Source organism: Acinetobacter colistiniresistens, assembly GCF_024582815.1.
Lineage (GTDB): Bacteria > Pseudomonadota > Gammaproteobacteria > Pseudomonadales > Moraxellaceae > Acinetobacter.
The window spans coordinates 59,207-82,569 of the sequence record NZ_CP102099.1 but is presented as its reverse complement, the minus strand read 5'-3'; the positions used below and the strand labels follow the sequence as shown (position 1 = coordinate 82,569).

Genomic DNA, 23,363 nt, shown 5'->3' with positions numbered 1-23,363 from the left:
CTTATTGTCCGTTCTCAAATACCAGATTTTGCTTTTTCTTGAGCTTTGAATCTTGCAAAAGCTGCAACGCCTTCGGCCATCCTTTTTTCCCAAGCATCATGAGAATTTATATCTGGTAAACGCCCACGTTCTTTTTTAAATTGAACTGCACGAATTGCCAAGTCTTTTGCCTCTTCATGACTTAGATTGATACGTTTAGCAGAAATGTGAGCTTGGACTTGACGCAGTGTAGCCTCATCCATTGCTTTTGAAAGTACAGCATAAGCTGATTCAAATGGATTGATATGATCGATTAAGTCAATATCAAGATCTCTGACGTTTATAAACCTCTTTACGCCTTGAATAAAGGCTAAATTTGATTCAGGTTTGTTATTAGGATCTATAGGTTGAAGGGTAGCACCTCCAAGCGTTTCCTGTGCTTGTTCAAGTTCTTTCTTTGCTTGTTGAATTAAGTTGAAAGCGGCAATTGCATGTTGACGAACTGCTTCCTGGTCTTCAACTTCTAGATCTGGGTATTTTTCCTGAACAATTTTACCCAATGCTAATTGTGTTAGCTCTTCCGGAACAATATTTTCTTGATCGAATAAGCCTCGTTCGATTGCTGATTTATTCTGCACAAAGGCTGTGATGATCTCATTCAAATCCTCCTTACAGATTCGATTAGCTTCTTCTGATTCAGGTTTTTTAAGGCCATTGATTTCAACATGGACTTGTCCAGTTTTATCATTAATACCTATATTATTTTTACCTTTCTGGTAACCGTCTTCACCATAATCAAAGCCATCTAAAGCACCTTGATTTTTAGGTGTAAACTCAAAGCGAGGGGCAAGTACTTGTTCCATCAATAGGCTCGCTGCAATTGCTTTTAGCATGTCATTGACAGCCTCAACTACCAGTTTTTCTGAGGCATCTGGTTCCGCAATTAAATTGGTAAATTTGGCACGATATTTACCTTCGGCATCACGTGTAGCACGACCAATAATTTGCACAATCTCCGTTAAACTACTGCGGTAACCAATAGTGAGAGCATGTTCACACCAGATCCAGTCAAATCCTTCTTTGGCCATACCTAATGCAATAATGATATCAACATGGTCACGATTAAAACGTTGCTTTGGATCTTTGAGTGCTGTTAATACTTTTGAACGCTTAGCTGCATCACTATCATCTACAAGATCTGCAACTTTTAAAGTACGTTTGTTCCCAAATTCGGTTGTGATTTCGACTAAATGAAATCCTGTCTCATCATCTACGCCTTTCCACGTGCCTAGCTCATCCATGATATGTTCAACTTCAAGATGTTTACCAATTTTGGTACTTTCTTTGGAGTTGACGTTTGGGATATGGATAATTGTTTTTAGGCTAGAGTCTAATACTTTCATGACTGCATCGGTATATTTTCCTGTATAGAAGAAATAACCAATATCCAGTGCCTTTAAATAACTATAACCATTTAATTGCTCATAGTAAGTATAGGTAACAGTCTCAAATTTATTTTCATCAGTTGGGGTGAGTACTGCCTCTGAATCTCCACGGAAATATGAACCTGTCATTGCTACAATATGAGCTTTATCACGCTCAATAAACTGGCTTAATTGATTACCCAATTTATTATCAGGGTTGCTGCTTACATGGTGGAATTCATCAATTGCAATTAGTCGATTGTCAAAAATTTCAACCCCAAGTTCTTCTACTGCAAAACGAAATGTTGCATGTGTACAAACTAATGCTTTGTCATCACTCGCTAGGAATTCACCGACAGCCTTAACCTTTGATTTAGCAACTTTTTCATCGTCAGCATTTGGAGCATTGCACAAGTTCCAGTGTGGTTGCACTTTCCAATCTGCCCAGAAACCGTACTTAGTCAGTTCTTCATCTGCGAAGCTACTGCCAATAGAGCGTTCAGGAACAACAATTAAAGCCTGTTGAATACCTTGATTGGCTAACTTGTCAAGGGCAATGAACATCAATGCACGTGATTTACCTGACGCTGGCGGAGATTTAATTAAAAGATATTGTTCTCCACGTTTTTCAAAGGCACGTTCTTGCATAGGTCGCATGCCTAGTTCATTCGCTTTGTTTGATGCTCCTGTGCAAGCAGTTTTGATAGAAACAGCAGGAACAGTCCGTTTATTTGTTGGATTTTCTGAAGTTGTCATGCTTATTTCTTTCCTACTTGTTTTGAAGTCATTTCGGTATACATTGAAAATAGTTTCTCAAGACGTTCTGTATCATTCTTAAATCGACGGCCAATATAAATTCGCTCCAAATATTCATCAATTTGACTATGTACACTAAAAATATGTGCGGGCAGATTTTCTAACGTCATATCATTGTTATAGATATCATTCAGTGTAGAAGGGTATTCAGTCTCAATCGCAAGGAGTAAGTCCTCTGACAAAGTGGTTAATTCAACCTTTTGATTTGACGTTAATTTAGGTAGTGGAAATGTATGCCACCCAAGATCATTTGAATACCTATAATCTTGTTTTAATTTACCACATACTGCTTCAACCCATAGATGGTGCAATCGACTTGCTAAAATAGCTACTTGAAAAATTTCTCCATCATAAATAGCTAAAGCTAAATTAGTTGGAATCACGTTGTCTTTAGCCAATATGGGTATCCGGCGCTGTCGTTTTTCAGAAGATAGATTTGGTAAAATTATTGCTGAATACTTCTGAGTATGTCTATCTCGGAAAGCGTGTGGAGTTTCGGCAAGTTTTGGTGCACTTGACGTCTTTCGAAACTCTTTACAAAGCTCGATTTTGTCCTTTATTAAATCAATTTTAAGGGCTTCGCTTAGATCATTATCGTTAATCCATAAGCAATAACGTATTAGTCCTTGGTTGATTTCTTTAGCACCAACAACTTTTTTAACGAACTTCATTGCCTCAGAGAAATTTGCTTTTAAATATTCAACTTCCTCACGTGAAAGGAATAAGTTTCCACCATCTAAAGGCATATTGCCTGAACGCATTACTTGTAAATCTGTTGATAGTGGTTTTTTTCTCTTTTCGACAACTATATTTTGAAAATCAACCAAGTACCCATTAATCTTATTAACTTCAATCTTTTCACTTAAAGTAAATAAATATTTTTATTATTATTAATTGGGCGTAATCCAATAATAACACAATATACCGAAGCATTATTTGCGGCATTATTTGACCATGGGAATGAGGTATAAGCGAAACTGATTTCACATCCTAAGTTAAAAACAATAGGCCAAAAACTTGGTACATGTCTACCTTGTACTACTGAATTGGTTGAGACTAAGGCTGCTGAAGCTTGTGTGTTTTTACAATATTCAGCAGCCTTTAAGTAAAAAGCTGTTACATAATCAAGCTCACCAAAATTAACCATGTATTTTGACATATAAAATTTCATGTCTTCTCTTTGTGTATCATTCTTTTTTTTCTGACCTGCGAAAGGAGGATTGCCACAAATAAAAATTTCACCGCCTTCATTTTCAAAATTAATTTCCGTTTGATTTAGTGGTGACTCAAATAAATCGTCAGCAACTAATTTAACAATACTACCTGTCGGTGGACAAACACTTAACCAATCTAAACGAATAGAATTTCCACAAATGATCCAGTTCTCTTTAGATAGAGGCAACACTGTTTGTAATGCTTCAATCTGACCACAGTATTGAACATTAGACTGGTATTCTGCAATCACCAATGCTAAACGTGCAATTTCAGCAGGGAAACTATTGATCTCAATACCACGAAAATTCGTCAATGGAATGTCTGTTGCACGTCCATTTTCGTTGCGAAGTTCGTTAATTTGAGCCTCAATTTTACGAAGCTCTTTATACGCAATAACAAGGAAATTTCCAGATCCACATGCAGGATCAAAAACACGAATACGTGCAATGCGTTTACGTAAATTTAGAAGTTTTAAAGGATTTTTTCTAAATGCTTCTAATTGTTCATTTAGATCATCTAAGAATAAGGGATTTAGTACCTTTAATATATTTGGCACACTAGTATAGTGCATGCCTAATGAACCACGCTCATCATCATTAGTAACAGCTTGAATCATTGAGCCAAAAATATCAGGGTTGATTTTTTGCCAATTCAGCTCACCTGCATGCAATAGGTAGGTACGGGCAATCTTTGAGAATTTTGGTACTTCTGTACCACCTGAAAATAGGCCACCGTTTACGTATGGAAATGGCTTTGCCCAAATTGGTAATTTTATATTTGTACGTTTTGAATCCTCTACATTCATTGTAGAGAATAAGGTGCTGATGACTTCATGTGTATTGCTTGAATCACGCTCAGACATTTTTTCAATAGTCTTTGTGAAAATTCCACTTGGCTGGAAAATTTCAGTATCTTCTGCAAAGAAACAAAATATTAAACGAGCCATGAAATGGTTCATGTCTTGGCGACGTTCCTCAGTAGCCCAATCTGGATTCTCTTTTAGTAATTCGATGTAGAGTTTATTTAGACGGCCAGTTGCACGAACATCAATTGGGTTATCTTTAATTTCCCGAATAGTTGATATGCCAGCAAGTGGTAGGAAAAATCCAAAATGTTCTGCAAATTTAGAAAATTCACAACTAATGGTTTCACCGGAAATGAGATCTTCAGCTTGTAAGTAAAGTCCATCAGTAGCGAGAATAAACTTGGCTTTTGCTTTTCCTGTAGCTTTACTTTCTCTCAATAAATTTAAAGTCTGAGAGACTGAGTCCTGATCACATATAGCTATGTGAATATAATTTCTTAGCAAAACGCCATTCTGAATATCTGACGAGTTACTTTGACCAGCACGTAGTTTTTTTATTGTTGTTTCTTTATTGCCAAAAGCTCTTAAAAAGTCAAAAGCAAATTCTTGAGGATCAAATGGCTTTTCTGCAAGTTCAGAGACGACTACTTCAATTTCAACTGCATTCATAGGTTGTTAAAAAAACAAGATAAATTAAGTTCTATATTACTCTAATAGCCGATATTGACCCAAGTACTGTTTTTTTATTTGAAATCATTCTTAGTAATTGTTTTAACACGTTTAATTTACTTTATTGTTCGGTTAAATTTGAAAATTTAGTTTTATAAAAAACCATTAAGGTCAAGAAAAATCACATAACTAGTTGTTGAGCTCACCTATTGTTCATATTTTAATAGTTAAGGGCGCCTTTAAAAAATTTGGTAACCTGTCTCAATTTTTATAAAGGATTCTCTCTAACAGAGCTAGTTTGATTTTTAATAAAATCATTAGATTGCTATGAGATAATTTGATTCTCTTTGAGCACTTATCTTCATTAATAGATATGTAAGCAATTATCGACTTTGATGCCTTTACTACGAAATTTTTCATTAGGATGTTGTTATAGGGAGTGGAAATAAAGAATTACAAGATAAGCAGAGATGTGAAGTTTGAATTTTGATAAAAATTACCTAGATTATTAAAAAGAGTTGTTATATTTAATAAGAATACCACTGTGTGTAAAATACAAGCACTGAATTGTTAGATGAATTATATAATTTTAATTGTCATGTGGGTAACTTGAGATATATCAACAATAGATAAATATGACTACAAATCTGCCACAATTGCCCTAATTTTGAATATCTAATTTTTCAGTTTAAGTGCTTATTTATAACTGTATATATCGAAGAGAAACCTCCAGTGTTTAAAGAGTGATTAGCTAAGGAAGTCGTGAGTCTTAGGAGTTTTACCATCATATTCCACTCCAATAATTGTAATTAGAAGAATATTTGTACTGATGTTTAATTTAGTTAAATCTTACACTAATTTTACACCTAGGTTATTTTTGTTTGTTTTAGGTGTTTGATTTTTAATTGTATTTTAAAATTTTTTGTCCAATCCATCATCGGCGCGACGGAAATACGTGGCTGTAATGATTCAAGTGATTGCATAAACAGATCTCGGATGTGGACAAGCAAAGAAAGGGCAGCATTATACGAGTTTTGTGTCCAATTCACCAATGCTGATCCCTAACACTTCAATTTTTACTAGTAGAATGAAGATCTAGAAAGTGACCATGTTTTTTTTCTTCGTCGAAAGATAATCCAGCAAGCTAAACAGCATACAAGCAACCACCAGACTGATTCCAGCAAAACAGGTCATGCTCCAGCCACCATGATTCCAGGCAAAAATACCCAAGGCTGAACCACAGGCCCCCCCAGTAAAATAGGCGGTCATATAAATGGCATTGATCCGTGATTTCGCATCTGGGCGTAAACGGAAAATTACACTCTGATTACTGGTATGCACCAAGGCTAAAGCTAACTGAATCAAGGCAAAGCCGAGGATATAACTGATTAAAAAGGTTTGCCCAAAATAGAAGCAGATCCAGCTTAAGATAAACAAGCCACAACCTATCCACGTCAGTTGGCTGGTTAAGCCTTGATCGGCATATTTACCAATATATTGGGTCGAGAGCGCCCCAAAGATCCCGACCAGAGGCACCATCCCGATCAATAGATCTTGAAGATGATGGGCAGAGGTCAGTAGTAGCGCGATAGTAGAATACAAAATACTGACTGCGGCAAAAGCAAATCCGCCTGCAAGTGCACGTAACACCAAACGTTTCTCTTGTTTGAGCAGTTGTGCCATGGAGACAAAGACTTGTCCGTAATTCATTTTCATTCGCATGGCATAAGGTAAACGGCTTTTCAAGGCATAGGCCAAGATCAGCATCAGCACGCCACTCACTACATAAATGACCTTCCAATGAAACAGATTAGAAAACAAACCTGCCAAACTGGTGGAGAGTAAAATACCGACCAGTAAACCACTCATTAAAAAGCCAATGACTTCACCTGTTTTTTCAGGTTTCACTGTCATGGTTGCAAGTGGGATTAATACCTGTGCTGCGACAGAGAACAGTCCTGCCATAATGGTACCGAGCCAAAGCATTGGTAAGTTGACAGAAAAGGCACTGATGAATAAGCCAACAGCGCAAAATACCATGAGTAAAGGAATGAATTTGGTCTTATTGACTACATCACCCATTGGCACAATAAACAACAGGCCAAGCGCATAAGACACTTGAGCAAAGGTTACCGTAAGAGCTGCTTGACCTTCGGTCACTGCAAAATACTGCTGAATTGAGTGAATCAAAGGCTGACTATAATAGTTGGCACCCGCACATAAACCACATGCTGCAGCCATAAACCAAAGTAAGGTTTTATTTTGACTAATATCTTGAGGGGCAGACATAATTTTCTCTATCCAAGGTTTATGCGGTATAGGCTGTGGCTTCAATTTCAATTTGCATGCCTGTCAATGCCAAGCGTGAGACTGGAATGAGGGTACATGCAGGAAAAGCATGGTTCTTCCACAGGTCTTGTATGACTTGAATCAGGAGCTGATGTTTTTCAGCATTATGCTCAACCACCAAAATACGTAAAACAGCAATATCTGACAGTTGTGCCTGTGCGGATGCTAAAGCGTGCTGAATATTATAGAAGACTTGTTGTACCTGTTGGTCAAAATCTTCAGAAAGCTCACCATTTTTATTTTCACCCCCCTGACCTGCAATATGAATGCTGCGCATGTTGGGCGGCACAATCACAAGATGGCTATAGCCATTGTTGCGTGGATCATAAAGCTCACTTGGGTTGATCATTTTAAATGTTACTGTCTTGATCTGTTTCATCGTTAAAACATCACATTGAAGATGGAGATGACTCAGTATCAAAGCTCAAGTTAACTTTAGGTCAAGGGGTTGAATCAAAAAAGTGCATTTGCTGTGATAAAAAATCGATTTTGAAATATTTTGATAGTTTTTATCTTTGAACTGAATGAGTTATATCATCTGTTGCTTAATATTTGCACCATTACTGTGCAATAAAGCAGCTTTTGCTAGACAAAACCATACAAATATCACTTGAAAAAATGGTAATACAAGTTTTTTTCATTCTTTTAAATTTTTCTGAGCAATTTACTTCAACTCATTCAGATTTATTGATAAAGCGAAATATGGTTCTATTGCCGCGATTTAAATGATCATCATCGGCAGATTGCTAAAAACTAGCCAAACAGACCATGAGAAATTGCAGAGTAGCCAATCCCTTGCAGCAACTGCATGATTATGATGCCGATTCAAGCCATACATCAGCAGAGCCAAAAAGAAACGATCTAAGCTAATTAAAATGGATTAGGTGGTGCTGTTTCTGCGATGGGGAATGACAATTCGGATTATGCAATAGATATCGCTTTGATCTTCTGAAACAGGAAGACAGAAAGCATAAAAATGAACAGATCGATTGCAAAAAGAATTGCATTTTTATACGGACTGAAAATGAAAAGTAAGGTTTGCCTGATCAAAAGGCAAACCTGCGGATCATACCTGCTCTGAATATAAATGTGAATCATCAGTTCAAAATATAGGTATTTATTAAATAAATATTGGGTGGAAATTTAAAAAACTTCCATTAGAATCCAAATTTCTACAAAGAATACTCCTGGGGGAAACATTGCTCTTGGCGATGTTTACTTAAGAAAAACTAGCTTGAGGAACGCTCATGCAGATCGGAATCCCAACCGAAACTGTTGCAGGTGAAAGTCGCGTAGCGGCAACACCAGAGACAGTGAAGAAGTTGATTAACGCAGGTCATAGTATTGTTATTGAACGTGGTGCTGGTATTAAAGCGGCGTACATTGACAGTGCTTATGAACAAGTTGGCGCAACCATTACGGACGATGCATATACAGGTAGCCAAATTATTTTGAAGGTTCGCGCCCCTAAAGGTGACGAAATTCAGAAGCTTGCGGCGAATACGACTGTCATTGCAATGTTTGACCCTTATCGCAATCCAGAACTAGACCAGTTTGCAACTCAGCAAGTGTCTGCTTTTGCGTTGGAATTACTGCCACGTACGCTATCCCGCGCACAAAACATGGACGTACTTTCTTCTCAAGCAAACTTGGCGGGCTATAAGTCTGTATTGTTAGCTGCGGCTGAATATCAACGTATGTTCCCAATGTTAATGACGGCTGCGGGTACTGTAAAACCTGCACGTGTCGTGATTATGGGGGTTGGTGTTGCAGGTCTTCAAGCGATTGCGACTGCGAAACGTTTGGGTGCGGTTGTAGAAGCAACAGATTTGCGCCCAACAGCAAAAGAGCAGGTTGAATCTCTAGGCGGCAAATGGCTAGACGTGCCAATGTCCGATGAAGAAAAACAACGTGCTGCTGAAGCTGCGAAAAGCGGTTATGGTTGGCAGCCGGGTGAGCAATACATCAAAGATCAAGCTGCGATTGTAGATAAAGCTGTATCAAATGCTGACATCGTAATCACCACTGCATTGATTCCAGGTCGTAATGCTCCGCGTTTAATTAAAGCTGAAACCGTTGCCAAAATGAAACCGGGTTCTGTCATTTTAGATATGGCAGTTGAGACGGGTGGTAACGTTGAAGGTTCTAAAGAAGGCGAAACAGTCACAACTGAAAATGGTGTGAAGATTTTGGGTATTCCAAATATTCCAGGCACAGTTGCGACTGAAGCATCTGCACTGTATGCACGTAACGTTTTTAACTTCCTTGAGACATTATTCGACAAAGACAAAGCCTTTGTGATCAATCAGGAAGATGAAATCCAAAAAGCGTTACTCGTGACTCATGGCGGTCAAGTACTGCTCAAGCGCGGTTAAGGAGAGTTCTCATGGTTGAAACGATTACAATTTTCGTCCTTGCCATCTTTGTTGGTTATTACGTGGTGTGGGGAGTAACGCCTGCGTTACATACACCATTAATGGCGGTAACCAATGCGTTGTCTTCCATTATTGTGGTTGGCGCGATGATCCAAACAGTGGGTATGCCTGCGATTGGTGTAGATGCTAACGTTGCATTCCAAAGTGTAAACGTGGTGAGTATCCTTGGTGCGATTGCTGTATTTTTGGCAAGTATCAACATCTTCGGTGGCTTTGCTGTAACTGCTCGTATGCTTGAAATGTTCAAGCCGAAGCAAAAGAAAAAAGAGGGCTAAGCAATGGAATTCATTCGAGACTATGCGGATTGGTTCTACCTCATTGGTGCTGTCCTCTTTATCTTAACTTTACGTGGCTTGTCTGGTCCTAAGACTGCGATTGCGGGTAACCGCTACGGTATGATCGCTATGGCGATTGCTGTCGTCACCACTTTCTTTGTTGCTGAACATCCTGTTGTTTGGATGATCGGTGGTGCAATGGTATTGGGTGCGGTTGTGGGTATCGCACGTGCGAAAACAGTGCCAATGACACAAATGCCTGAGACGGTTGCGTTGATGCACTCTCTGGTGGGTTTGGCTGCGGTATTGATTGCAATTGCGGCGATTCTACACAACAACCAACTCACTGCATTATTTGAGCAAAATGAAGCTGCTTTAACGGCTGCGGGTGTTCAACATGCACATATGAGTGGCGTGCATTTATTTGAATTATTTGTCGGTTGTTTTGTGGGTGCGATTACCTTTACAGCATCTGTCTTTGCTTACGGTAAATTGGCGGCAAAGAAATGGGCAAAAACAATTTCGGGTGCATGGGTTAAACCTGTTCAAGCGATCATCTTTATTGCGATGCTTGCATGTGGGTTCACATTCTTCACTACAGGTAACATGACTGCGTTCTGGGCAATGACAGCACTTGCACTTGCATTTGGCTGGGTGTGGATTGCACCAGTCGGTGGTGGTGATATGCCAGTTGTGGTATCGCTTTTGAACTCTTTCTCTGGTTGGGCTGCGGCAGGTATTGGTTTCACACTTGAAAACAATATGTTGATCGTTGCAGGTTCGCTTGTAGGTTCATCTGGTGCGATTCTGTCTTATATCATGTGTAAGGCGATGAACCGTTCAATCATCAACGTATTGTTTGGTGGTGCAATGGGTGGTGCAGCAGTTGCATCGGCAGATAAAGGTGAGCAAGTTCAACGTAATCATCGTTCTGGTTCAGCAGATGACGCAGGTTTCTTGATGTCAAATGCAGACAGCGTTGTGATTGTACCAGGTTATGGTATGGCGCAAGGCCGTGCACAGAATGCGGTGAAAGAGTTGTGTGAAATCTTGAAAGAGCAGGGCGTAAAAGTTCGCTTTGCGATTCACCCAGTTGCTGGTCGTATGCCGGGTCACATGAACGTATTGTTGGCAGAAGCAGATGTTGCTTATGAAGACATCTTGGAAATGGATGAGATCAACTCCGATTTTCCTGCAACAGACGTAGTGTTGGTGATCGGTGCGAATGACGTTGTGAACCCTGCGGCGAAAGATGATCCAAGCTCACCGATCTACGGTATGCCGATCCTTGAGGCACATAAAGCGCGTACCATTATGGTGATCAAGCGTTCTATGGCAACAGGTTATGCTGGCCTAGACAATGACTTGTTCTACAATGAAAAAACCATGATGATCTTTGGTGATGCCAAGAAAGTTGTGGAAGATATGACCAAAGCAATCAATGGTGGTGGTCACTAATCTGACCTCTAATCTGGATTGTAAAAGCCACCCTTGGGTGGCTTTTTTATAAAGATATTATGTTGTCGTAATGTTGAATTTATCTAAGAATAAAGTGATGCGATTACTCTGAATTGATTTAAGTTAATAGGGGTAAGATTTTTATTGCTTGAAAAAATAAAAATATCTTATAGACTAAAAATACTGATAATAATGCACTCATGCATATCTTTGCATCATGATTGAAGTCACAGTTCAAGAAGCACACGAAGATTATCCAATAAAAAGATTATATTGAATGATTTAGATGTTGGTATGGCACGATCTATTTGGGTGTCTTCCAAAATTACCTGCTTAGATAAAGATAATAATTTTATCTATGAAGAAATAAGCATAATTAATCGTTTAAATCGAGTTATCACCACCTCTCTCTACGCTGGAGAAAAATATAACTTAGTGGCTTATACTGAGCAGTATTCGGGTCGAGAAGTAAAGAATAGCGTTGGTTTCACCGTGGATCATTATATTTTAATCAATAATCAATTTGTATTGATGGCTAGAGATGTAGATGAATATGATCTAAAGGGCGGTAGAACCAATCATTTCGACAGAAATGGAAACTTGTATTTTTATCGAATTGCTAATTTTGATCTACCCCCTCCTGAATCCCATAAAGAGTACGACAAAGACGATAAAGAGTTGGGATATTGGAATTTGCATTTTATGGAGCATGAAGATATTTATAGAACTACAGATAGTGTAACTCGTGAGTTAGAACAGTATGTAATTGAAAAATATAGAATTAATGATTAAAACTCTAAATCAATCAATGGTGGTGGTCACTAATCTGACCTAATCAGGATTGTAAAAGCCACCTTCGGGTGGCTTTTTGATTTGGCTGATTTTTTAAAGAAACTTTTCGACCAGTGCTAGGGATTGTTGATAGAGGTCTCGTGCCAATGGCTGATTTTTGGCATGTGAAGATTTCCAGTCAGGCATATGTGCACTGACATATTCACCATTGCGTTTTTCCCATTCATCGCCAATCGCCATTTGGGTAATGAGATTTGCAGGAACTGAGGTCGGAACTAGACCTAATTTCATCGCCGCATAAACAGGTTTAGGTAGCTCGCGATAAATATCCGAAGCGACGCCACCTGGGTGTAGAGCATTATTGGTAATTGAACTATCTGCCAGTTGCTCCGCCAAAGCATTGCTGAACAGTAAATTCGCGAGCTTAGATTGTCCATAATAAAATAGCGGATTATAAAAACCCTCTGCGCGGAATTTGTTGGGTTTGATTGAGCCTGCCCAATGTGCAATTGAGGCCAAATGCACAATACGTGCTTGAGGAGATTGCTTTAAAACGGGAAGCAGTTTTTGGGTCAATAGAAAATGACCGAGATAATTGACACCAAACTGTTGCTCGAAGCCATCAGCAGTCAGCTGTTTGGTTTTGGCAAATAGGCCTGCATTGTTGATCAATACATCCAGATTGCCATAACGATCTGCGATTTCATCAGCGGCTTTTCGAGTCAATTCAAGGCTGTTGAGGTCGAGGGAGATGAGGTCAACTTGCCCTTGATCGAGTGCCCGTAATTTGTTTTGTGCTGCTTGGGCTTTCTGGGGATTGCGGCAGGCCAGAATGACATGTTGCCCTTGTTTAACTAACTGTTCTGCTGTGGCAAAACCAATGCCTGTATTGGCGCCTGTAATCAGTATTTTTTTCACGTCCTGTACTCCAGTTATGCTATTTCTTGGTGGATTTCAACAATCTGTATAGTGCTGTAGTTTTGACAATTTGTCATGTCAAATTTAAAGGTGGGAGATGATTGGCATTTGGAGTGCAGTGCGGAAGGGAGATCTATCTGTTAAGTAAGAGGCTAATCGAAGTAAGTATTCTCGGGGAGTTTATGTTGTAATTCAAAAAACTGATGGATTTGTGCTTCTGTAACACGCGCCGTTGAAATCGGGGGTAATTCATCCTTATCAAAGAAAGCAACTTCAGAAGTTTCGATGCTTGGCTTGAGTTCACCACCAATCAGTTCACACCAAAAGAAGGCTTTATAGACATGCAGGAACATAGCAGGGTGAGGATGCTTTCTACGATCGGTGAGTGCGAGCAGCTTGGTCGCTCTGACTTCTAATCCAGTTTCTTCAAGCACTTCTTTTTCTGCATTTTCAGCGGCGGAATAGCCAACATCTGCCCAACCTCCAGGGATCGACCATAAGCCATCCTGTGTTTCTTTAGCTAATAGCAGTTTATTGTCTTTAAATACAACAGCGCGAACATCAATTTTAGGTGTTGCATAGCCAATATCTTGCAATACATTGGGAATAAAGAGAGTGGTATCAATTTCTTCTAATTCCATCAGGGTACGGACGTGATCAAGTAGCTGTTGATAGCGTTCTTTATCGTACACATCTTTGCTGTAGTACAAACCTGATTGAGCCAATCCTGTAATTTTATTGAGTGTTTCAATCCATGCCGCTGAATCTTTCATTTTATTCTAGGTGATAGAGGAGAGGGTTTAATACTAGCATTGCTATTCTATTTTACAAGGAATGGTCGGAAATCTAGAGCTAAATCGGCTTATAGCGTATCTGTGTATAGAATCTCTTTTGACTTGAATACGGTATAAAAAAAGCGACCTATTCGGTCGCTTTTTTGAGGAGCTTTACGCTACAGACTCTGGCGCACGCCATAAGCTTTCTAAATCATAGAACTTACGCGCGGTTGGTAGCATGACATGTACCACAACAAAACCGAGGTCGATTAAGATCCACTCAGCATCGCGTTCACCTTCGACACCGATTGGGCGGAAACCTGCTTTACGTGCTTCATCAGCAACATTATCTGCAAGGGCTTTAACATGACGCGTTGATGTACCGCTTGCAATCACAATTGCATCGGCAACATTGCTGATCGTACTTACGTCAAGTTCAAGAATATCTTTGGCTTTTACATCAGTGAGAGCTTCATGTACAACGTTTAGGCATGCTTGTACATCTTTGTTCGCTGTTTTGATTTTTAGATCGTGAGAATTAGAAGCGCTGGGCGATGGTTCTAAATTCATAGAGGGTATATTTTCCTGACAATTGCTCATCATCAAATATACCGTTTTTCTCTAAAAAGTTCAAATTTTAGCAGTAACAGTTTATGTATTCACATCATTAGAAAAATACTTCTTTTTCCATGCAAAAGATTGATCTGAATGCGTTTTTGGTCTGTATTCCGCAGCAATCAGACCTCGGTAGTCACTTTGTTGTAACCAGTCAAAGATTTGTTTATAGGGAATATTGCCAGTATCGGGTTCATGGCGGTCTGGACAGTCAGCAAATTGAATATGTCCAATCTGCTCGATATTTTCCTGTAGTCCTGCTAAAACATCTTCACCCATCATCGCCATATGGTAACAGTCATATTGCATTTTCAGGGCTGGGTGGTTGATGGCTTCCAGCATTTCTTGGGCTTGGGCAATATTTTGAACCAAGAAGCGTGGCATATCAGTGCCATTGATCATTTCAAACACAGGTTCAATACCTTGTTCCGTCAACAGATGGCAGGCGAGCTTTAGGTTGCTTGCCAGAGTATTCAAGCAAGGCAACAGATCCGCATCCAACGGCTGTTTACCTGCCAGAATGTTGACACGGGGCACATCCAGTGCAGTGGCATAGCGAATCGCTTGTTCCAGTGCTTGGTGAAATTCAATTTCTCGTCCAGGTACACCAGCCAAACCATTACCCCCTTGCATTAAGTCGCCAGCAGGGACATTGATCAGGCAGAGTGAAAGATTATATTGTTCAAGTTGGGTTCGAATATCAATCACGTCGAGTTCATAGGGGAACTGAATTTCTACATGCTGAAAACCGTGGGCTTGTGCTAAGGCGAAACGCTCGATTAAGGGAACTTCAGTGAAGATCATTGATAAATTGACTGCAAGATGGCTCATGTTAGGACTCCCTGAATCAATAGATCCTATTTATTGTTCTGTAATTTTGATAATAGTCGCTAAATCCTTATCAGCAAAGCCATTTTCTTGGTGGGCTTGTAACTGTAATAGAGCTTTTTGTGCAACAGGTATCTTTAAGTTAAAACTTTGTGCCAAAAGTAAGGCATTGTTTAAGTCTTTTGATAAGGTTTGCACTTTCCACTGTACAGGCTCAAAAGTTTGAGTTGCCATACGTGGTGCAAGGATTTGAAAGGGCTTTGAGTCGGCAAAACCACCTGCAAGTGCGGGTGCGAGTAATGCGGTGTCGACGCCTGCTTGATCGGCAAGGGCGACTGCTTCTGCGATCAGGGTGCTGTTGGCAGCAACAATCAGTTGATTACAAATTTTGGTGGCTTGCCCAGTACCCGATGTGCCCATCCGAGTCACACGCTGCGACAGTACATTGTAAATCGGGGTGAGCTGCTCGATGGTTTCTGCATCACCGCCAGCAAAAATAACCAATGTGCCTTGCTCTGCACCAATAGTGCCGCCGGATACAGGGGAGTCAATCCAAGTGACCTGCTGCTGTTGAGCAGATTGAGCCAGTTGTTGTGTTGCAGGCACCGATAAACTAGAGAAATCAACAATAACTTGCTGTGCTTGTAAATACGGTTGAATCTGGGCAAAAACACTTTGCATCGCCTGATCGTCGGCCAAACAGGTCAAAATAACGGGATAAAGGGCAATCTGATCGATCGCTAATAATGATGCACCTTGTTGAAGGAGCGGTTCACATGCATGTGGACTGCGATTCCAGACTGCAACAGAATAACCTGCATGCAATAGTCGGCTTGCCATACGTGTGCCCATTAACCCCATACCCAAAAAAGCGATTGGTGTTTTTTGATTCGCATGCATGTGAATGTGCTCCCGTTAGGATTATTTGTATTGGCGCGGCAGGAATTGAATCTCTGGGTTTTTGTCCTTTTTACGAGCCAAGCTACTGTTTTTACCCAAGAGTAGCTTGAGTTGCCAAAGTTTTTCTAAACGCAATGCTTTTTCTGGTTGGTGTTCCATCGCATCCAAGACACGTTTGGCTGCCATGATGGCATCTGGTGAACGTTGTAAAATTTCTTCAGCAATGCTGTTAGCTTTGCGAAGTGGATCAGCATCCAAGTGGGTGACCAAGCCAATTTCTTTGGCATATTCGGCATCAAAGATACGTGCAGTGAGTGTCAGTTCTTTGGCAAGGTCAACCCCAATCAGCCCTTTGAGTGAACGGGTCAGCCCCATATCAGGCACCAGACCCCAACGACTTTCCATAATCGACATTTGGCTAGTTGGTGTTGCAATGCGAATGTCCGCAGCAAGCGCCAGTTGCATCCCAGCACCAAAGCAATAGCCTTCGATTGCTGCAATCACAGGGATTGGTAAATTTTGCCAAATCAGGAAAGCCTTCTGGAATAGACTTTGTCCGGGTTTAATCAGTTCCCACGCCGCAAAAGCAGTATTTTTAGGATTGTTTAAATCAGAAAGGTCGATGCCTGCACTAAAGACTTGTGCTTCACCAGTCAGGATGACACAACGGATAGAACGATCTTTTTCAATTTTTTTTGCAGTTGCCACCAGTTCTTTGAGTAAGGCAAAGCTCATTGCATTACGTTTATCTGGACGGTTTAAGGAAACGGTTGCGATTCCATTGTTCTTTTCAACGCGTAAAAGTGCCATCTGCCTTACTCTTATTGTGTTTGATTCGGCAGCATAACATGAGTCCCTGTGTCGAAACATGACAGGGCAGTCACGTTAATTATCGTAGCTATGCAAGATTAAATTAGCCGCCTGTCGAACCTGTTCAATGGCTGTGCTGAGCTCATTGAAACGATGATTGGTCTCACGAATAAACACATCATCAGCCTTGCGCCGTTCTTTACGTAGCGTCGAGACAAATTGTTCAAATTCACCAGAGACTTGCTGCAAGTTGGGTGTGCCGACATAACGGGTTGCGCCATAGAGGCGATGCAGGACGTGTTCCAGTTGTGGAAAATCTTCCATTTCAATCAATTGTTGCATTTCTGCCAGCTCGGTATCAAAGCTATCCACCAGCATATTCAATAAATCTTGCGCCAAATCTTCTTTATTGGCTGCAAGCTGCACGCTTTGCTGCCAGTTTAAGATTTGTGGATCAATGGATTCGGTTGGGCGCTTCGGCTCAGTCGTCGCAGGCTGAGTACTGAAATTGTTTTTGGTCCAATGGGTCAGGATTTGAATAATCTGCTCCATCTGAATCGGCTTGGTCACATAATCATTCATACCGACTTTGAGTAGCTTTTGCTTTTCATCGGCCAGCGCATGGGCGGTGAGTGCAATGATCGGCAATTGCATACCGTTGTCCAAGGTTGACTCGAGAGAGCGAATCGCACGTGTGGTATCAATCCCGGACATGACTGGCATTTGAATGTCCATGAACACGAGATCAAATGGCGGTGATTTTTGTTCGATGCGTTCCTGAATGATATCGATGGCCTTTTGTCCACTCAAAGCTTTGGTGGTGGTGACATTGAGCTCACCGAGCAGGGCTTCAAGCACAATCAAGTTCGGCAAATGGTCATCCACAGCCAAGACATGCAAGCCTTGACCGTTAAAGTCTTCGGATTCTTGTTCAAAAATGGGTTGATTACCCAGTAACTGTACCAATTCACGACGACTCAGCGGTTGATACAATGGCCGTGCACGATACTCATTCAGCATGTTTGGCTCCAGACTCATCTGATAGCCATAAACTGCTAAATTGCCATGATAGCGTTGACGAATTTCTTTGAGTAAGGCCTCTGTATCACCACTATGATCGACAATCAGCCAAGTATTTTCTTGTTGATTGAGATGATTCAAACGGCTGAATAAGTCCAGAATCGATTGTGTTTCAATGTGAGAGACATGGTAGTTCTCTAAATATGAACGTAGTACGCTAGCCGTTGCAGGATGGGCAAGATAAGACACCACTTGTAAATGGTCGAAACGAGGATGTTCAACAAACTCATCCTGTTCTTCAACTTTAAATGAAGCGGTGAACCAGAAGGTTGAGCCTTTTTCAGTTGGCGCGCGTTCTTGATTATCTTCAAAGCCAATCTGACCATGCATCAAATGCACCAACTGTTTGGAAATGGCGAGGCCAAGTCCTGTACCGCCAAATTGGCGTGTCACCGATGCATCGCCCTGAGAGAAGGATTCAAACAGCTTTTTACGATCAGTGCCACTCAGACCAATGCCGCTGTCTTGAACACTAAAATGCAGTAAACATTGCCCGATCTCATCATCTTCCATACGTACCCGCACGATGATTTCACCATCAGGGGTGAACTTGATCGCATTGGAAATCAGGTTGGTCAGGATTTGCTTAAAGCGTAGCGCATCACCGACCACATGCTTGGGAATGTTCTCTGCATAGTAAAACGCCATATTGATATGCTTTTGTGCAGCCAAAGGCGAGAGCATATCCATCACATCAAAAATAGCTTCTTCAAGGTCAAAAGGAGCCGTTTCGAGTTCGAGTTTACCTGCATCAATTTTTGAGAAATCCAGTACATCATTAATCAGCGCCAATAAGTGAGCAGAAGATTTGCGAATGGTTTGCAGGTAAAGGTTCTGCTCATTGCTGAGGTTTTGTTGGCGTAGTAATAAGTGAATAAAGCCATCAATACTGTTTAGCGGTGTTCTGAGTTCATGACTGATGTTGGCCAAGAACACCGATTTAGACTGGTTTGATGAAATTGCTTGGTCACGCGCCTGGCGATAGGTAATGTTCTGAACTTCTAAGGTATCCAGTGTTCGGCGTAAATCTTCTTCGGTTTGTTCGGTATGTTCTTTTAATTCTAAAAAACTGAAATGCAGACGTTTCACCACATTGGCAATATCACGCTGCAGTAAACGCAGTTCACCGGTACTGTTCACCACAATATGCTGATCTAGGGTGTCGGCATTGAGACGTTGCATCTGCATGCGGATTTCATAGAGCGGTGCGAGCCAGCGACGTGAGAAAACGTTTAAACAGAACAATAAAATCAGTAAGGTCATCAGTCCGGTCACGACCAGAGATAACAGAATTTTGTAGCGTGCTAATTCGAGTGGTTGGTTATCGAGTTCAATCATCAACCAGACTGAATCTGAATTGCTGCTGTCTAATTTTGAACCATAAATACTGTTGTGATTATGCGGAATTGGGCCGAAAAAATTACGATTTTCTGGAAAACTGGGCCAAAACCGGTTGTTTTGATACCCGACACTGAGATAGGTTTGGCCTTTGTTGTCAATCAAGACTGCACGCTGTAAGTTCTTCTCATCAAACATTTTTTGCATAATGTTTTGAGCGCGATCATATTGATCTGGTTGTTCTTGTACCAAGCGTAATAAATCATTTGCGGTTTGGTGATAACGCGCCAAAATCGCAGCAGCATCTGAGCGTTGTTGTTGTTTGGCTGAATTGGTTGTTTCTGCTAAAACCCAAAGAATCCCTACACTGGTCAAAATTGCAATTGGCACAAGAATCAGTGCAATCAACTGCCCATAAGCATGATTGAGGCGTAAACGTTTCGATATGGTCTTATTGAAATTTGACATAGTGCGGTCAGATTTATCATTCTGCGCAACATCTTAGCACGCTTTGTGAAAATCAAGGACATCTGCTTGGCAATAAAAAGCAGAGTGAAATGGTGCAGTATTGCCGTTTTTTTCATACAATAGTCGCCACCTTAATATCGGTGTCGATCATGACGAATACGCAAACTGATTTTTTAGCAGATGAATTTTTACTGGATGATTATGTCGGTAAAACCCCTTTGGTGCGTTTGCAGCGTTTAGCGTGTCATACCCAAGCCACGGTATTAGCAAAATTAGAAGGTAATAACCCCGCAGGATCGGTGAAAGATCGTCCAGCCTATAACATGATTATTCAGGCGGAAAAACGGGGCCAGATTCAACCAGGGGATACCTTAATCGAAGCGACCAGTGGTAATACCGGGATCGCGTTGGCCATGGTTGCAGCCATGCGCGGCTATAAAATGAAGTTGATCATGCCGAACAATATGAGCCAAGAGCGTAAAGATGCGATGTTGGCTTATGGGGCTGAGTTGATTGAAGTTACGCAGCAGCAAGGCATGGAAGGAGCACGTGATCTTGCACTGCAAATGCAGGCAGAAGGTAAAGGCTTTGTGTTGAACCAGTTCGGTAACCCTGACAATGTCGAGGCACATTACCTGACCACAGGTCCAGAAATCTGGAAGCAAACAGGTGGGAAAATTACTCACTTTGTCAGCTCAATGGGGACCACTGGAACCATCATGGGCGTTTCCAAATATCTCAAGCAACAAAATCCTGATATTCAAATTGTGGGCTTACAGCCTTCGGATGGTTCCAGCATTGCAGGGATTCGTCGCTGGCCAGAAGAATATTTGCCGACCATTTTTGACCGTAGCCGTGTCGACCGCATCATTGATATTCCTCAGATTGAAGCGGAAAAGACCATGCGTAAGCTGGCGCGTACTGAGGGCATCAGTGCAGGAACATCTTCTGGTGGCGCAGTGTGGGCATCAATTAAAATCGCAGAAGAAAAACCAGATGCGGTGATTGTCTGCATTATCTGTGACCGTGGTGATCGTTATTTATCAACGGGATTATTCTCAGTACAAGATTAGAATCTCCCCCTAACCCCCTCTTTAAAAAAGAAGGGGGAACTCCTCCCTTTATAAAAGGAAGGTTGGGAGGGATTTGAAGAGATTTTAAGATGAATTTACGTTTTCCGATTTTAGTTTTTGATATTGAGACCCTGACCGATTTAAAGGCAGGCGCACATCTATATCATCTTGACTTGCCTGAAGCTGATGTGGAGCAGGCGCTCACTAAAATTCGTCGCCAAGAGTCGGGGATGGACTTTCAGCGGTTACCTTTGCATGAAATCGTCTGTATTTCCGGTTTATGGATTGATGAAAAAGGCTACCGTCTGTTTTCATTTAGTCAGGAACAAAATAGCGAAGCTGAAATGCTGGCAAAATTCTTATCAATTTTTGACAAGAAGCAGCCCACCTTAGTCAGTTGGAATGGCTCGCAATTTGATTTGCCTGTGATTCTGTTTCGTACCATGTATCATGGGCTTTCTGCACCGAGTCTGTTTGATCAAGGCGAAATTGATCAGCAAAAGCGTTTTAACAACTATCAGAACCGTTACCATCATCGTCATGTTGACTTGATGGATGTGATGGCGATGTTTAATGGTCGTAACTTCCAGAAATTGGATGATATTGCCTGTTTGCTCGGTTTTCCCGGAAAACGTGGTGAGACGGGCTATCATGTGCCAGAATATGTACGGAACAAACAATGGTTAGAATTGTGCAGTTACTGTGAAGGTGATGTACTGAATACCTGGTTGGTTTATCTTCGTTGGCTGTTGCTTAAAGGCCAATTAAATCAGCAGGATCATCAGCATTTAGTTCAATCCACCATTGCTTATTTACAAACGCAAACGCAACAAACAGATTTTTTACAGGTATGGCAGCAAACATCGCAATATACTGTATTCACCGCAGATACTTTTGCGCCAAACAATTAGGTTCATCTTTTGAAACATAAAGCGAAACAACGTCCAGCACAATATCCAAGCTATACCTTTCAAGTCGAGGCTTTTTCTCATGAGGGGCGTGGCATTGCGCATTATGGAACGCATCCAGATCATCCTAAAGAAAAGCACGGCAAGAAAGTTTTTATCCGTTATGCCCTTGTCGGCGAAACGGTGCAGGCCAAGATTACCAATCAGACTTCACGCTTAGAAGAAGCGGATATGATCAAGCTGGAGAGTGATGCAGCCGGGGGCCGAGTGGATCCCATTTGTCCGCATTTCGGCGTGTGTGGCGGCTGTAGCTTGCAGCACATTCATCCTGATGAGCAAATTTTGTTAAAACAGAATGTATTAAAATCCCATCTAGAACATTTTGCTGGATTGCAGCCTGAACAATGGCTCGATCCCATTCGTTCAGTCAAAGCTGATTATCGTCGTCGTGCCCGCATCGGGGTGCGTTATATTGCCAAGCAAAACCGTTTGGTGATGGGGTTTCGTGAGCATCACAGTAATCATTTAACCCCGATTCAGCAGTGTAAAGTGCTTGATCAAACCTTATCGGAAAGTTTACCAGAACTAAAAAAACTACTCGAAAGTCTTACAGGCAAAGCCCATATTGGTCATATAGAGTTGGCAATGGGAGACAGTGAGGTGGCCTTATTAATTCGTCATTTGGATGAATTAAATGTGTCGGATGTCAACCAATTACGTCAATTTTCGTTACTCAAAGGATGGCAGTTGTATTTGCAGCCTAAAGGGGGAGATAGCTTACATCGTGTGGATGATTCACAAGCCGCAATGCGTTTGCATTACAGTTTGGATGATTTTGCCGTCAAATTCGCGTTTTCACCCTTAGATTTTACTCAAGTGAACAGTGGGGTAAATGCACAGATGATTCACTTGGCATGTGAATTGCTTCAGTTACAGAAAGGGGAAAGAGTACTGGACCTCTTCTGTGGGTTAGGTAATTTTTCTCTCCCGATTGCACGTTGTGTGGGTGAGACAGGTCAAGTGGTCGGCGTTGAGGCGAGTGACGAGATGGTCAAAAGGGCAACTGAAAATGCGCAAGCAAATCATTTGTCTCAGGCAATATTCTTTTCACAAGATTTAACAAAAGACTTTTCGCATCATTCTTGGGCGAAACAGGGATTTGATGCATTATTAATCGATCCTCCACGATCAGGTGCGTTTGAAGTCATGCAATATGTACCTAATTTTGGAGCGAAAAGAATCGTTTATGTTTCATGTAACCCATCAACACTGGCAAGGGATGCAGGTGTACTGGCACAATATGGCTATCAATTAAAGAAAGCTGCGGTAATGGATATGTTCACGCATACTGAACATGTGGAATCGATTGCCCTGTTTGAAAAAGTTGAACGGCTTGAAAAAATCGAAGAGATAAACGATTAAAAAATGAGTT

General features: G+C 41.0%; 19 protein-coding genes. 7 read left to right on the top strand and 12 right to left on the bottom strand.

Going from position 1 to position 23,363, the window contains the following annotated elements; all coding sequences use genetic code 11:
* Positions 1-14 precede the first annotated feature (14 nt).
* The 5 genes from NQU59_RS00380 to NQU59_RS00360 form a co-directional block, all read right to left on the bottom strand.
* On the bottom strand, positions 15-2,159 hold the full coding sequence (locus NQU59_RS00380; protein ID WP_257064492.1) for a DEAD/DEAH box helicase: 2,145 nt from the start codon (positions 2,157-2,159) through the stop codon (positions 15-17).
* A gap of 2 nt (positions 2,160-2,161) precedes the next feature.
* The gene (locus NQU59_RS00375) at positions 2,162-3,046 is read right to left on the bottom strand and encodes a type IIL restriction-modification enzyme MmeI (RefSeq protein ID WP_257064491.1); all 885 of its coding nucleotides are present in this window, start codon (positions 3,044-3,046) and stop codon (positions 2,162-2,164) included.
* Positions 3,047-3,081: 35 nt separating this feature from the next.
* Entirely contained in the window at positions 3,082-4,908 is a 1,827-nt protein-coding gene (locus NQU59_RS00370) for a BREX-1 system adenine-specific DNA-methyltransferase PglX (protein ID WP_257064490.1), read from the bottom strand.
* Positions 4,909-6,003: 1,095 nt separating this feature from the next.
* Complete coding sequence (locus NQU59_RS00365) at positions 6,004-7,197, bottom strand: MFS transporter (protein WP_257064488.1); 1,194 nt, start codon at positions 7,195-7,197, stop codon at positions 6,004-6,006.
* Positions 7,198-7,216: 19 nt separating this feature from the next.
* Entirely contained in the window at positions 7,217-7,636 is a 420-nt protein-coding gene (locus tag NQU59_RS00360) for a RidA family protein (RefSeq protein WP_005239678.1), read from the bottom strand.
* A gap of 868 nt (positions 7,637-8,504) precedes the next feature.
* Here NQU59_RS00360 and NQU59_RS00355 point away from each other — a divergent pair.
* The 4 genes from NQU59_RS00355 (at position 8,505) to NQU59_RS00340 (ending at position 12,217) form a co-directional block, all read left to right on the top strand.
* Positions 8,505-9,632 (top strand): Re/Si-specific NAD(P)(+) transhydrogenase subunit alpha, encoded by a 1,128-nt coding sequence (locus tag NQU59_RS00355; RefSeq protein WP_005239676.1) that lies wholly within the window; start codon positions 8,505-8,507, stop codon positions 9,630-9,632.
* 11 nt (positions 9,633-9,643) lie between these two features.
* Complete coding sequence (locus NQU59_RS00350; protein WP_004655717.1) at positions 9,644-9,967, top strand: proton-translocating transhydrogenase family protein; 324 nt, start codon at positions 9,644-9,646, stop codon at positions 9,965-9,967.
* 3 nt (positions 9,968-9,970) lie between these two features.
* Positions 9,971-11,425: an NAD(P)(+) transhydrogenase (Re/Si-specific) subunit beta gene (locus NQU59_RS00345; protein WP_005239674.1), complete on the top strand. Its 1,455-nt coding sequence runs from the start codon at positions 9,971-9,973 to the stop codon at positions 11,423-11,425.
* Positions 11,426-11,698: 273 nt separating this feature from the next.
* Positions 11,699-12,217 carry a hypothetical protein gene (locus NQU59_RS00340; protein ID WP_257064487.1) on the top strand — a complete coding sequence of 173 codons (519 nt, stop codon included), beginning with the start codon at positions 11,699-11,701 and terminating at the stop codon, positions 12,215-12,217.
* Between the two features lie 93 nt (positions 12,218-12,310).
* On the opposite strand, the gene NQU59_RS00335 is transcribed toward NQU59_RS00340, so the two are convergent.
* The 7 genes from NQU59_RS00335 to NQU59_RS00305 all read right to left on the bottom strand — a co-directional run bounded on the left by NQU59_RS00335 (position 12,311) and on the right by NQU59_RS00305 (position 19,950).
* Positions 12,311-13,135 (bottom strand): SDR family NAD(P)-dependent oxidoreductase, encoded by an 825-nt coding sequence (locus tag NQU59_RS00335; protein ID WP_257064486.1) that lies wholly within the window; start codon positions 13,133-13,135, stop codon positions 12,311-12,313.
* Between the two features lie 152 nt (positions 13,136-13,287).
* Positions 13,288-13,908: an NUDIX hydrolase gene (locus tag NQU59_RS00330; RefSeq protein ID WP_151837827.1), complete on the bottom strand. Its 621-nt coding sequence runs from the start codon at positions 13,906-13,908 to the stop codon at positions 13,288-13,290.
* A gap of 174 nt (positions 13,909-14,082) precedes the next feature.
* Entirely contained in the window at positions 14,083-14,481 is a 399-nt protein-coding gene (gene rsfS, locus NQU59_RS00325; protein ID WP_004655709.1) for a ribosome silencing factor, read from the bottom strand.
* An 81-nt stretch (positions 14,482-14,562) separates the two neighbouring features.
* Entirely contained in the window at positions 14,563-15,357 is a 795-nt protein-coding gene (locus tag NQU59_RS00320) for a hydroxypyruvate isomerase family protein (protein ID WP_005239669.1), read from the bottom strand.
* Between the two features lie 30 nt (positions 15,358-15,387).
* Entirely contained in the window at positions 15,388-16,254 is an 867-nt protein-coding gene (locus tag NQU59_RS00315; protein WP_005239666.1) for an NAD(P)-dependent oxidoreductase, read from the bottom strand.
* A 21-nt stretch (positions 16,255-16,275) separates the two neighbouring features.
* Positions 16,276-17,064, bottom strand: a complete 789-nt coding sequence (locus tag NQU59_RS00310) for a crotonase/enoyl-CoA hydratase family protein (RefSeq protein ID WP_257064481.1) — start codon at positions 17,062-17,064, stop codon at positions 16,276-16,278.
* A gap of 75 nt (positions 17,065-17,139) precedes the next feature.
* On the bottom strand, positions 17,140-19,950 hold the full coding sequence (locus tag NQU59_RS00305; protein WP_257064480.1) for a GacS-like sensor histidine kinase: 2,811 nt from the start codon (positions 19,948-19,950) through the stop codon (positions 17,140-17,142).
* A gap of 149 nt (positions 19,951-20,099) precedes the next feature.
* Between NQU59_RS00305 and cysM the strand changes: the two genes are divergently transcribed.
* The 3 genes from cysM (at position 20,100) to rlmD (ending at position 23,353) form a co-directional block, all read left to right on the top strand.
* The gene (gene cysM, locus NQU59_RS00300; protein ID WP_257064478.1) at positions 20,100-21,023 is read left to right on the top strand and encodes a cysteine synthase CysM; all 924 of its coding nucleotides are present in this window, start codon (positions 20,100-20,102) and stop codon (positions 21,021-21,023) included.
* 89 nt (positions 21,024-21,112) lie between these two features.
* Entirely contained in the window at positions 21,113-21,934 is an 822-nt protein-coding gene (locus tag NQU59_RS00295) for a 3'-5' exonuclease (protein WP_257064477.1), read from the top strand.
* A 9-nt stretch (positions 21,935-21,943) separates the two neighbouring features.
* Positions 21,944-23,353, top strand: coding sequence for a 23S rRNA (uracil(1939)-C(5))-methyltransferase RlmD (gene rlmD, locus NQU59_RS00290; protein WP_005239656.1), 1,410 nt, complete (start codon positions 21,944-21,946; stop codon positions 23,351-23,353).
* Positions 23,354-23,363: the final 10 nt, after the last annotated feature.